At 30.7% G+C, this 11,608-nt stretch carries 15 protein-coding genes; 9 read left to right on the forward strand and 6 right to left on the reverse strand.

What is annotated here, in order from left to right; all coding sequences use genetic code 11:
• Positions 1-89 precede the first annotated feature (89 nt).
• The 6 genes from C7448_RS04375 to C7448_RS04400 form a co-directional block, all read right to left on the reverse strand.
• Positions 90-542, reverse strand: a complete 453-nt coding sequence (locus C7448_RS04375; protein ID WP_115900157.1) for a hypothetical protein — start codon at positions 540-542, stop codon at positions 90-92.
• Between the two features lie 18 nt (positions 543-560).
• Positions 561-956: a DUF1842 domain-containing protein gene (locus tag C7448_RS04380; RefSeq protein ID WP_115900158.1), complete on the reverse strand. Its 396-nt coding sequence runs from the start codon at positions 954-956 to the stop codon at positions 561-563.
• 26 nt (positions 957-982) lie between these two features.
• Entirely contained in the window at positions 983-1,372 is a 390-nt protein-coding gene (locus tag C7448_RS04385) for a hypothetical protein (protein ID WP_115900159.1), read from the reverse strand.
• 207 nt (positions 1,373-1,579) lie between these two features.
• On the reverse strand, positions 1,580-2,326 hold the full coding sequence (locus C7448_RS04390) for a LytR/AlgR family response regulator transcription factor (RefSeq protein WP_115900160.1): 747 nt from the start codon (positions 2,324-2,326) through the stop codon (positions 1,580-1,582).
• Positions 2,319-4,064 carry an ATP-binding protein gene (locus tag C7448_RS04395; protein ID WP_115900161.1) on the reverse strand — a complete coding sequence of 582 codons (1,746 nt, stop codon included), beginning with the start codon at positions 4,062-4,064 and terminating at the stop codon, positions 2,319-2,321. The genes C7448_RS04390 and C7448_RS04395 overlap by 8 nt, the downstream gene beginning before the upstream one ends.
• Positions 4,065-4,125: 61 nt before the next feature.
• Positions 4,126-4,650, reverse strand: coding sequence for a hypothetical protein (locus tag C7448_RS04400; RefSeq protein WP_115900162.1), 525 nt, complete (start codon positions 4,648-4,650; stop codon positions 4,126-4,128).
• Between the two features lie 333 nt (positions 4,651-4,983).
• On the opposite strand from C7448_RS04400, the gene ruvC reads away from it, so the two are divergent.
• The 9 genes from ruvC (at position 4,984) to C7448_RS04445 (ending at position 11,584) form a co-directional block, all read left to right on the forward strand.
• Complete coding sequence (gene ruvC / locus C7448_RS04405) at positions 4,984-5,538, forward strand: crossover junction endodeoxyribonuclease RuvC (protein WP_115900163.1); 555 nt, start codon at positions 4,984-4,986, stop codon at positions 5,536-5,538.
• Between the two features lie 49 nt (positions 5,539-5,587).
• On the forward strand, positions 5,588-5,947 hold the full coding sequence (locus C7448_RS04410) for a four helix bundle protein (protein ID WP_115900614.1): 360 nt from the start codon (positions 5,588-5,590) through the stop codon (positions 5,945-5,947).
• Between the two features lie 42 nt (positions 5,948-5,989).
• A complete protein-coding gene (hemW, locus tag C7448_RS04415) occupies positions 5,990-7,141 on the forward strand; it encodes a radical SAM family heme chaperone HemW (protein WP_115900164.1) in 1,152 nt (383 codons plus the stop codon).
• 12 nt (positions 7,142-7,153) lie between these two features.
• Positions 7,154-7,903, forward strand: a complete 750-nt coding sequence (locus C7448_RS04420; RefSeq protein ID WP_115900165.1) for a cyclase family protein — start codon at positions 7,154-7,156, stop codon at positions 7,901-7,903.
• A gap of 235 nt (positions 7,904-8,138) precedes the next feature.
• Entirely contained in the window at positions 8,139-9,350 is a 1,212-nt protein-coding gene (locus tag C7448_RS04425; RefSeq protein WP_115900166.1) for an MDR family MFS transporter, read from the forward strand.
• The gene (locus tag C7448_RS04430) at positions 9,347-9,724 is read left to right on the forward strand and encodes a VOC family protein (protein WP_115900167.1); all 378 of its coding nucleotides are present in this window, start codon (positions 9,347-9,349) and stop codon (positions 9,722-9,724) included. Before C7448_RS04425 ends, C7448_RS04430 begins: the two co-directional genes overlap by 4 nt.
• A 48-nt stretch (positions 9,725-9,772) precedes the next feature.
• The gene (locus C7448_RS04435) at positions 9,773-10,099 is read left to right on the forward strand and encodes a nucleotide pyrophosphohydrolase (protein ID WP_086031186.1); all 327 of its coding nucleotides are present in this window, start codon (positions 9,773-9,775) and stop codon (positions 10,097-10,099) included.
• A complete protein-coding gene (locus C7448_RS04440; RefSeq protein WP_115900168.1) occupies positions 10,100-10,348 on the forward strand; it encodes a hypothetical protein in 249 nt (82 codons plus the stop codon).
• 6 nt (positions 10,349-10,354) lie between these two features.
• Positions 10,355-11,584: a 3-phosphoshikimate 1-carboxyvinyltransferase gene (locus tag C7448_RS04445; RefSeq protein ID WP_115900169.1), complete on the forward strand. Its 1,230-nt coding sequence runs from the start codon at positions 10,355-10,357 to the stop codon at positions 11,582-11,584.
• The last annotated feature ends 24 nt before the right edge of the window (positions 11,585-11,608 follow it).

Genomic DNA, 11,608 nt, shown 5'->3' on the forward strand with positions numbered 1-11,608 from the left:
CATTGAATCATACCTTTATGTTTACTAAAAGAAGCTCTACATTATTTTAATAATATAGAGCTTTAAATATGTAATTAAACTATAGTAGTTTAGTTACCATGTAATCTTGGATTTAACACCCCAGCAGTTATTGTATAAATAGGTCCATTTGGTCCTTCTTGAGCAAAACCAAAAATTCCATTTTCTCCCTCTTGGTATATCTGATTCTCTCTAGACTCAAAAGGTACTGAAGCCCAGTTTTTAACGTCAGATTCAGAAATAGTAATTGTTTTACTTGGGTAAGATGAATTTGTAGGACAGAAAACTTCTATACTAAAACTTCCTTGTAAACCATTATCAGGAATTAAAAACCAAGTTGGTGTTGGCCCAGAACCATTTTGTCCTGGAGGAACAGGTAAATGAATATTTTCATTTACAGCAGAAGATCCCTTACGTAATGTACCGTTACAGATACCTGTAATTTTACAGGATAATTTTGAACCGTCTGAAGCTCCTGAGTCATTTTGACTTAAAGCTGATAATTGAAAAATGTTGTTAGACATAATGTTTCTATTTTAAGATTATAAATTAAAAGTGTCTGCAGTTACAGGTACTTCTTCTTCACTTTTTCCTTGGAAAGAGAATCCGCCTTTACCATTCCAATCTGTTTTTAAAGCCATGTTTGCTTCGAAAGGAAAAAATAGCGGAGTTAATTTATTGTCTGAAGGAATATTTCCTTTTAAACTTAATACTCTAACAATATTTCCAAAACCAGTAGAGTAAACAGTCCCTGTTACCTTTCCAGTATAAGTTTTCTTATCGGTACCTACGTCGATTTTTACGGTCCCACTTACTGAATGATCTTCAGGGTGTACTAATAAAGAAAAGTTTATTAATGTAGCTAAAGGGTTAGGAGCGAATCCTATAGTTCCTTTGTAATAAATTGTTTCTATTACTGTGTTTGTTGTTGTAGCCATGATAAATTTGTTTTTAAAATTACTAATTAAACCACCGTAGAAGTTTCTTTTATTACATTGAATGAAATAGAATCATTTCCTAAGGACCATATTGCTCCAACTAGAGGTTTGTTGGGATCGTTTAATAATTCATATTTCTTTTTATTAAACTCAAATTCAAAGTTATAAGGTCCACCCCAATTTAGCCCTACATAAACTAAGGTATAATCTCCTTTAGGAAGGTTAACTGTTTGAGGATTGGATGGTACTGTACCTTTAACTTTTACAGGGCCAGTGTATTCACCTTCTTTAATGTCAATTTTTAAATCTATATCTCCAGCATACTTTACGTTGCAAATTTCATAACTTTTGCTCCATTGATATGCAATAAGAATAAGTTGATTGTCAGCTTTTTTAATATTTAATGTATTTGTCATGATTTCTATTTTATTTGGTTAGTAATGTTTTTTAATTAGAAAATAATGCTAGCTGTTATTTCTGATGTAAAACTACATTAGAAGTCATGGCAAAAACTTTAAAATGGAATAAGAGAGGGATTCTTTTCTATAAAAGCAGAAAAAAGTGGAATATAAAACGAGGAGGTTATGAGAAGAAATACTGTTGTTAACTATGTTTAGTGATAACTATTTCAACGTACGGAATTTCTTAGTGATACTCTTATAGCGTTCGCTAAGCGTAACTTTATGGTTTTCTTGTAATAAGATTAAATTATCTGTCGGAACAATTTCAGTAACCTTTTCCAAATTAACAATAAAATTTCTGTGAGTTCTGCAAAACTTGGTATTGTCTAAGAATTGTAAGATTTTTTTAAGTGAAATAAGAATTAGAAACTTCTCTTTTTTAGTAATAATATTACAGTATTTTTCTTCTACCTCAATATAAATAATATCAGAAAGCAATACTTTTTTAAGAGACCTTCCTTTTTTAATAAATAAGTAGTCACTGCTAACTACGGTGTTTTCCTCCTCAGTGATGAATACATCTTCTTGAGCGTAAAATTTTTCTACAGTCATTTCAATGGCATATAAAACCTCTAGTTCATTAAAGGGTTTCATTAAAAAGCTAAATGGTTGTGTAAGTTTTGCGCGTTCAAATATTTTTCGATCGGTAGAGCTGGTTAAAAAAACAAAAGGCTTAGAGGCTTTGGGTACAGTATTAATGGTTTCGGCAAATGTAATTCCATCTGGCACTCCATCTAAAAAAATATCAATAATCACAATGTCTACCTTTACCTGATAAAATAAATTCAAGGCTTCTTTAAAACTTTGAGCAACTCCAGATATTGTATAGTTATGATCTGTAAGTACTTTAACTAATCGATCGCTTTCTTGAGGGGTATCCTCAATGATTAAAATATTTACGTTATCCATTAAGAGGTCTTTTAGGTAAAGATACAATCATTTTGGTACCTTTTCCTAATTCACTTTCAATATCAAATTTTCCATTGTTCTTGCTAATCATCGATTTACATAACTGTAAACCTAATCCAGTTCCAATAACATCTTCATGTTCCTTTTTATTCAAAAGAACGGTGTCTTTTAATAATCTTAAACGCGTTTCTTCACTCATTCCTAACCCAATGTCTTTTATAATTAAATCGCAATAATCTTCAGAAGAATTTCTAGAATATATTTTAATACTTCCGTTAGGTTTAGAGAATTTAATAGCGTTGTCTAACAAATTTCTCAATACGATTTTGAGTGACTCTTGATCGGCGTAGATGACCTCTTTTTTAGATACTGTATTTTCAAAAGTCAATTCTTTTTCTAATAATAGAGGTTTGTAGTTGTAAGCAACTTGTTCAGTGATAATAAACAAACGAAGTTTATCAATATAAAAATACTGCTGTCCAGTTTGTAGTAAAGCCCAGTTAAGTAAGTTGTCTAATAAACCATAAGCACCGTTTACGATACTACTATTTTTTTGTAATAAGTTTTCTAAAGCATTAAGGTTTTTAGAAGCTAAATTGTCAACCAACATTTTATTACTCGATTTTAAGGCGTTTACTGAGGAGCGTAAATCATGGCTTACTATAGAGAAAAGTTTGTCTTTAGTCGTGTTGAGTTCATCTAAGGTTTCTTTTTGAGAAGCAATTACCTGGTTGGTTTTTACCTTTTCTCTGTAAAAATAGATACCAATGCCTAAAAGAATTAATAACCCAATAGCAGCATATAAAAAGATAGTACGTTGGGTTTCTTGTAATTTATTTTGAACCTGTAAAATATTTACTTCTTTTTGTTTTTGTTGTACTGCAAACTTTTTTTCAAGTTTAGCAACCTCATAGATTTTGTTTTGATCATTTAATGAGTCTTTCCATTGCTGTGCTTCTTTTCTATACTTTAACGCTTTTTCGAAATTTTTTCGGTTTTCTTCTACTACCGACATATTTTTGGAAGTAGATCTTCTTAAATTAAAATTGCTTGTTTTTTTTGCTAACTGATAAGCTTTTTCAAAATATGGAATGGCCAAGTCATCTTTATACTGCTCATAATATAAAGTTGCCATATCTCCATAGCAACCAATTAATTCGACGGTATCATTTTTCTTTTCGTTGAATTTTAAGCTTTTAATTAAATAAGATTCAGCATCTTTAAATTTTTTTAGATGTAAATTACATAAACCTATATTATGGATTATTGAGTTTTTATTAATAAAATAATATTGACCCTTAGGTAGATTGATGACTTTATTGAAGTAAATTATTGCTTTTTTATAAAAACCTTGTTCTAATGCTAGTATTCCTAAATATGTATTTACTTGATTATAATATTTGAATTTTTTAGATATTAAAAGGTATTCTCTTTCAGATTCTTTGAATATTTTTTTCTTATTGAAAGTATAACCTCGAAGAAAATGGGTTAAGTCATTGAATTGATCACGAAATGAAGGATTCATTTCTTTTTGAGAATATAATAATGTAGAATCCCATTGTTTCTGAGTGAAAAAAAAGATAGCTTTTTTAAGGGATGCTTGCGATTCTAAATTATTAGATAATTTAAGGAGCTCTGTTTTTAATAATTCAAACTCTAAGGAATTACTTTCTTGTGAATAAACGGAAGAGAAATTAATAAAAAGAAATAGTATTGATAAATTAATAATCTTTAACATTTGTGTTGATTAGATAACACAAAGCTATTTAAAAAATACTATTTCCTTTTATTATTAAAGGTTAATTAGGTTGTTTTACAGTAGTTTCAGTGCCTCTAGAACCTTCTGGGTCTTCATCCCATAAAAAACTTGTTATAAAAGGGATGTCTTCAATGGTTGGAGCAGGTAAATTAACTCCTTCTTTTTGTAAGAAAGCGTTCGGAGTATATAACATATTATCAATTGTTATATCAAAATCCAATCTATATGGTCTAAATAGAATTCCTTTTAGGGGTACTTTGTCATAACAAACATAAATATTTAAAAAAGGAACTTTAGAATTATCATAACTCAAATAGGCTAAAACAGATAAATCTTGCTGTTTAATACCTAATTCTTCATCAATAAAGACAACTGTGCTTGCAGAAATTGTGTTTTTTGTTGAATTTAATTGTGCTACAGTTAAAGGTTGGCACGGGTGTCCTAGTCTATTAAAATTAAAGTCAATACAATCTTCAAATTTCTTGTAATTAGAGATACTAATTGATTTTCCAGCTGGTTTAACTGGAGTACACTTTCTTTTTTTATGTTCTGTTGTAGTATTCATAACTGAGGTTTAAGGTTAATTATTGTTTTGTTTTTCCTAGTCTAAAGGAACAATAAAATAATTAACAAAAAGGAAGAATGATAACAAGAAAGCTGTTTATAGGAATAAGAGAAGGGATTTTTGGAATAAAACTAAAACGATAAAACTCATACTATAAGGTAAGATATGAAATTAAAAGTGATTTTAAGTATAATCTCACCAACAGGTATTTTTTGTTTTTGAATAACTTTTTATTAAAAATAATGATTGCATAGAAGACTGGATGTTAGCAAGCCAAATATGCTTATAAACAATTTAATTGATTAGTTTTGTGTTTGTACAAAGTACGAAAATTTGAAGACAGAAAAAATCATATTAGGTATTGACCCAGGGACAAGTATTATGGGGTTTGGAATTATAAAGGTAGTAGGGAAGAAAATGGAGTTTATCCAGATGAATGAACTACTTTTAAAAAAGTACGATGACCATTACTTAAAGCTAAAAATCATTTTTGAACGAACTATTGAGTTGATTGATACCTATCATCCAGATGAAATTGCATTAGAAGCTCCTTTTTTTGGTAAGAATGTGCAGTCAATGTTAAAATTAGGTAGAGCACAAGGAGTAGCCATGGCAGCAGGATTATCACGTCAAATTCCTGTAACGGAATATGCACCCAAGAAAATTAAAATGGCAATTACAGGAAAAGGGACTTCAAGTAAAGAACAAGTAGCCTTAATGTTAAAGTCGTTATTGAATTTAAAAGAGTTACCCAAAAACCTAGATGCAACAGATGGATTAGCTGCGGCTGTGTGTCATTTTTATAACTCAGGAACAAAAGTAGGAGGAAAGAACTATACAGGTTGGGCAGCGTTTGTAAAGCAGAATCCGAAAAAAATCAAAAGTTGATTTTTTCAATGTTCAATTAACGGTAAACAATTATCAAATATTTATGGCTATGAAATTAGAGAATAATCCCCTTCAAAATAAGTCATACGATTTTGCTCTTTTAATTGTTAAGCTGAGTAAAAGACTAATAAAGGAAAACAAGGAGTTTATTTTATCTAAACAAATATTAAGAAGTGGAACATCAGTTGGAGCAAATGTAGTAGAAGCGAACGGAGCAATTTCAAAAGCAGATTTCTCAGCAAAAATTTCGATAGCTTATAAAGAATGTTTAGAAACAAAATATTGGTTGTCTTTGTTGAAAGACAGTGAAGAAATAGATAAGAATGAATATGAAAAGCTGTTTAAAAAAGCTGATGAAATATCAAAAATTCTTTTCTCAATATTAAAAACTACAAGAATTTATAAGTAATCTTGATAACTGATAACTGATAACTGATAACTGATAACTGATTTGGCAGGAATTTATCTACATATCCCGTTTTGTAAGCAAGCATGTTACTATTGCGATTTTCACTTTTCTACCTCTTTAAAAAAGAAAGAAGAGCTAGTTGCTTGCTTGGTAAAAGAGTTAGAATTGAGAAAGGAAGAACTACAGAACGAAGTAATAGAAACGATTTATTTTGGAGGAGGAACTCCCAGTTTATTGTCGATTGACGAGTTACAATTGTTGATTGATGCTATTCATCAAAATTATATAGTATCTGAGAGTCCAGAAATTACTTTAGAGGCCAACCCAGATGATTTATCAGAAGAAAAAATAGTTCAATTGTCTAAAACTCCTGTTAACCGCTTAAGTATTGGAATTCAATCTTTTTTTCAAGAAGATTTGCAGTTAATGAATCGTGCCCATAATGCGAAAGAGGCTAGAAAATGCCTGTCAACTGCCACTGGCAGTTTTGATAACATTACCATTGATCTGATTTACGGAGTCCCGAATATGAGTAATGAACGTTGGAAGGAAAACCTACAAATTGCTTTTGATTTTGGAATCAATCATATTTCATCCTATGCATTAACTGTTGAACCTAAAACAGCGTTAGATTCATTTATCAAACAAGGAAAGTATCCTGATGTTGAAGAAGCTGTAGCAAAAGAACATTTTGATATTTTGGTAGCGGAAACTGCTAAAAATGGATTCGTACATTATGAAATTTCCAATTTTGGAAAACCAAATTATTTTTCAAAACACAATACGAGTTACTGGTTAGGGAAAAAATATATAGGAATTGGTCCTTCTGCACATTCGTTTAACAAAACACACCGTAGCTGGAATGTAGCCAATAACGCAAAATATATAAAAGTGATTCAAGAAGGAAAACTCCCTTTAGAGCAAGAAAAACTTACGAAGAAAGATCAATTCAATGAATATTTAATGACAGGATTAAGAACCATCTGGGGCGTGTCGTTAGAGAAAATTGAGGAGGATTTCGGGGAAGAGTTTAGAAAAAACCTCCTTAAAAACGCTGAGAAATTTTTAAAACAAGGTCTATTAGTTCTCGAAAATGAAGTGGAGCAATCAGGTTCTAATAAAAATGTTTTGAAGACTACAGAAAAAGGAAAATTCTTAGCAGACGGATTGGCTAGTGAGTTATTCATAATTTAGGTATATTTGAGTATGATAGCAACAATTGACTACAACTCAAGAAAACACAAAATAGATTTATCAAAACCGTTAGATATCTCCATAGCTATTGATACTTCTAAAGAAAATGTGAATGCCTGGTATTTAGATAATCCAAAAATTTTCCCAGTTTCCGATGGAAATTGGGTAGGAAGTGTACAAAAAGGGGCTGATGTAAATTTCAATAACATACAGTTTAATCCACATTCGCATATTACACATACCGAATGTGTTGGTCATATAACAGAAGAAATTTATTCAGTAAATAAAGAACTATCAAGGTTTTTCTTTTTAGCTGAAGTAGTGACTATCGCTCCAGAACAGTTAAAAAATAAGGATTTTGTAATTTCAAAAAAACAATTACAAAATGTTTTAGGAAATAAAAAGCGTGATGCGATTGTAATTAGAACTTTACCAAACCTGTCAGACAAAAAATCGATGCGTTATTCAAATACGAATCCAACGTATTTGTTAGAAGAGGCAGCCATATATTTAAAAGAAAAAGGGATAGAACATTTGTTAGTTGATGTACCTTCGGTAGATAAAGAAAAAGATGGAGGAAAATTATTAGCACATAATGCTTTTTGGAATACGCAAGGAACAATTAGAATGCAGGCTACCATCACGGAATTTATATATGTGCCCAATAAAATAAAAGATGGAACTTACTTTTTAAATCTAATGGTAGCGCCATTTGAAAACGATGCAACACCTAGTAAACCTACACTTTACGAAATTATTTAAAACTTTTTATGTTAGTGTATTCGTTTTTTTACTAGTTTTACACTTCAATCTAGAAATAATAATGACAATTTTTAATACATATAAGCAATGTAAATCGACTGTGGTAAGACACAGAAACGGTCGGGCGATGTATGTATTATAACTATGTGTATATAAAATATAATAATTACAAAAAGTCCGACTGAAAAGTCGGACTTTTTACTTTTATAACTAACAACAACTAAACTATAAACATATGAAAAAACTCTACTTTAACTATCTAAACACCTTTAAAGGGCTCTCTAGCGAGGTTTGGTGGCTGTCTTTAATAACTTTGATAAATAGAGCAGGTACCATGGTAATTCCGTTCTTATCATTGTATCTAACCACAAGTCTAAACTTTACGCTAAAAGATGTAGGTTGGATTATGACTTGCTTTGGATTGGGATCTGTTGGAGGGTCTTGGTTAGGAGGAAAGTTAACCGATAAAATAGGTTTTTACAAAGTGATGAAGGCAAGTTTGTTTTTAACAGGGATCCTTTTTATAGCGCTACAATTTGTAAGCACTTTTGTAGGTTTTTGTGTAGGTATTTTCTTAGTAATGTTAGTAGCAGATACTTTTAGACCTGCGATGTTTGTGGCATTAAATACTTACAGTAAGCCAGAAAACAAAACACGTTCGGTAACGTTAATTCGTTTGGCTATTAATTTAGGGTTTTCAGCAGGACCTGCAGTAGGTGGACTAATTATAACTTCATTAAATTATAACGGATTGTTTTGGGTAGATGGAGTTACTTGTATTTTAGCAACCATTTTATTGGTAAATGTATTAAACCCCAAGAAGGCAAAAGTTTTAGATGAAGCAAAAGTAGAAAACCCACAATCAGTATTTATAGACAAAGCTTTTTGGATATTTTTTGTAGGGATGTTCGTTTTCGGTTTTATCTTTTTACAGTATTTCTCTACAATGCCTTTATATTACAAAGACGTTCATCATTTAACAGAATTAGAAATAGGGTTATTAATGGGGCTTAATGGATTTTTCATATTTTTATTAGAAATGCCACTTATAAAATGGTTAGAAGAAAGTAAATACACCAAAGAGTTTTTAATGTTTTTTGGGTTGTTATTAACAGGGTTAAGTTTCGTAGTTATTAACTTAACAGGTTGGGTTGGAATTTTAATTGTAGGAATGTTACTAATGACAATAGGAGAAATGATTGCGTTTCCTTTTTCAAATGCTTTTGTGATGGAACGAGCAAAAAAAGGGAATCAAGGAGAATATATGGCATACTACAGCATTGCTTTTTCAATGTCGCATATTTTTGGTCATAACTCAGGAATGCAATTAATAGACAATATTGGGTTTGATAATACATGGAATTTTATGATTCTATTATCAGGTATAGGTTTGTTATTTTTATTAATGTTAGTACGAATTGTAAAAAGAGAAAAAGTAATCGCATGAACTTAAATCAAGTAACGATACCTTCTATTGATGTAAATACATCTGTAGAGTTCTATAAAAAACTAGGCTTGCATTTAATTGTAGATGCAAGCCCTAGATACGTTCGGTTTGAAGTGCCAGACGGTGAAGCAACTTTTTCAATTCATCAAGTAGAAGAATTACCTAAAGGAGAAGGGATTACATTGTATTTTGAAGATGACGACTTGGATGAATTGGTAGAAAAGTTACAACAAAAAGGAATTCAATTTACTCAGTTACCTAAAAGCCAAATATGGTTATGGAGAGAAGCTCATTTGTTAGATCCAGATGGAAATAAATTAATTCTGTTTAAAGCAGGAGAATACAGAAAAAATCCGCCTTGGCGAATCAATTAAGAAATAGAAGTTTTTATCTTTGAATATTTAATTAAGAAAGCAGAAAACATGAATATACAAGACGCACAGAAACAAGTAGATGATTGGATTAAAAATCATGGAGTACGTTACTTTAATGAGTTAACAAATATGGCGCAACTAACCGAAGAGGTTGGAGAAGTAGCTCGAATTATTGCGCGTCGTTATGGAGAGCAAAGTGAGAAAGAAAGTGATAAAAACAAAGATTTAGGAGAAGAATTAGCAGATGTAATGTTCGTAGTGTTGTGTTTAGCAAACCAAACAGGAGTAAACTTACAAGAAGCTTTTGATAAGAAGTTAGATATTAAAACGAAACGAGATCACGATCGTCATCATAATAATGAAAAACTAAAATAAATGAGTCTCATAAAAAATATACAAAAAGGAAGTTTTTGGATTAATGTTTTAAAAGTAGGAATCCCATTTTTAGTAATCGTAGCTGTTTTTTCTCTATTCTTTAAAACAGGGGGAGCTATTTTCTCAGGAGATTTTGAAACAGTATACAATGTACACTTTGCTAATAAACAATGGATTCGCTTTTGGTTGAGTAAAATTATAATTACACTCATTTATGGTATGTATATTGTAAACAAAAAAACGAAGTAGTTTTTTATGGATTTAAAATTAAACACCGAACTATTTAATTCGGAGAACCATATAATCATTTCAGGATCAAAAAGTGAGTCGAATAGGTTGTTGATATTACAACAACTATATCCAGATTTACAAATCGAAAACTTATCAGACTCTGACGATACACATCACTTACAAGAAGCATTATCTTCAGATGTTACAATTGCTGATATTGGACATGCAGGAACTGCCATGCGTTTTTTAACAGCGTTTTTTGCAACACAAGAAGGAGTTGTAAAAATCTTACAAGGGTCAGAACGTATGCACAATCGACCAATTCAAATTTTGGTTGATGCTTTACGTGATTTAGGAGCAGACATTGAGTACGTAAAAAAAGAAGGATATCCGCCACTTAAAATATTAGGAAAAAGATTAACAAAGGATAAAGTTTCAATTAACGGAAACGTAAGTAGTCAATATATTTCAGCATTACTATTAATTGCTCCAAGTTTAGAGAATGGACTTGAAATTGAATTAGTAGGAGAAGTTACATCGATCCCTTATATTAATATGACCTTACAGTTATTACATCAACTAAAAATTGAGACTGAATTTAAAGGACAGATTATTAAAATTAAACCAAAACCAACTGTAAAAAAACAGGCAATTGTTGTAGAATCAGATTGGAGTTCCGCTTCCTATTTTTATTCAATTGTTGCATTAAGTAAGATTGGGGCTTCGGTAAAACTTTCAGCGTATAAAAAAGATAGTTTACAAGGAGATAGTTGTCTGTCAGAAATATATAAGCATTTTGGTGTAGTCACAACTTTTGAAGAAAACTCAATTCTTTTAACAAAAGAGAGAGAGCATAATTCAGTTGTACTTAATCAAGACTTAAAAAATGCTCCAGATATTGCACAAACTATTGCAGTTACATGCTTCGGATTAGGGGTTGCTTGTGATTTATCAGGATTACATACGTTAAAAATTAAAGAAACCGATCGTTTAGAAGCGCTACGCGAAGAGTTGACAAAACTAGGAGCAGAGATTTTAGTCACTAATGAAAGCTTACACTTAAAAACATCTTCAAAAATTAAAGAAAATATTCAAATAGCAACTTATAACGATCATCGAATGGCAATGGCATTTGCTCCGTTAGCCTTAAAAGTTCCTATTGAAATTTTAGAAGCTGAAGTAGTAACCAAATCCTATAGAAATTTTTGGAAAGATATGCTTAGTATAGGAATTCAGAATGTTACTATAAAATAATACGACAATCACTTGACAACGCCT

Source organism: Tenacibaculum gallaicum, from assembly GCF_003387615.1.
Lineage (GTDB): Bacteria > Bacteroidota > Bacteroidia > Flavobacteriales > Flavobacteriaceae > Polaribacter > Polaribacter gallaicus.

Excerpts from the sequence above, each read along its gene's own strand:
- C7448_RS04375 (WP_115900157.1), bottom strand. The coding sequence starts at position 542 with ATGTCTAACAACATTTTTCAATTATCAGCTTTAAGTCAAAATGACTCA.
- C7448_RS04380 (WP_115900158.1), bottom strand. The coding sequence starts at position 956 with ATGGCTACAACAACAAACACAGTAATAGAAACAATTTATTACAAAGGA.
- C7448_RS04385 (WP_115900159.1), bottom strand. The coding sequence starts at position 1,372 with ATGACAAATACATTAAATATTAAAAAAGCTGACAATCAACTTATTCTT.
- C7448_RS04390 (WP_115900160.1), bottom strand. The coding sequence starts at position 2,326 with ATGGATAACGTAAATATTTTAATCATTGAGGATACCCCTCAAGAAAGC.
- C7448_RS04395 (WP_115900161.1), bottom strand. The coding sequence starts at position 4,064 with ATGTTAAAGATTATTAATTTATCAATACTATTTCTTTTTATTAATTTC.
- C7448_RS04400 (WP_115900162.1), bottom strand. The coding sequence starts at position 4,650 with ATGAATACTACAACAGAACATAAAAAAAGAAAGTGTACTCCAGTTAAA.
- C7448_RS04410 (WP_115900614.1), top strand. The coding sequence starts at position 5,588 with ATGAAATTAGAGAATAATCCCCTTCAAAATAAGTCATACGATTTTGCT.
- C7448_RS04420 (WP_115900165.1), top strand. The coding sequence starts at position 7,154 with ATGATAGCAACAATTGACTACAACTCAAGAAAACACAAAATAGATTTA.
- C7448_RS04425 (WP_115900166.1), top strand. The coding sequence starts at position 8,139 with ATGAAAAAACTCTACTTTAACTATCTAAACACCTTTAAAGGGCTCTCT.
- C7448_RS04430 (WP_115900167.1), top strand. The coding sequence starts at position 9,347 with ATGAACTTAAATCAAGTAACGATACCTTCTATTGATGTAAATACATCT.
- C7448_RS04435 (WP_086031186.1), top strand. The coding sequence starts at position 9,773 with ATGAATATACAAGACGCACAGAAACAAGTAGATGATTGGATTAAAAAT.
- C7448_RS04440 (WP_115900168.1), top strand. The coding sequence starts at position 10,100 with ATGAGTCTCATAAAAAATATACAAAAAGGAAGTTTTTGGATTAATGTT.
- C7448_RS04445 (WP_115900169.1), top strand. The coding sequence starts at position 10,355 with ATGGATTTAAAATTAAACACCGAACTATTTAATTCGGAGAACCATATA.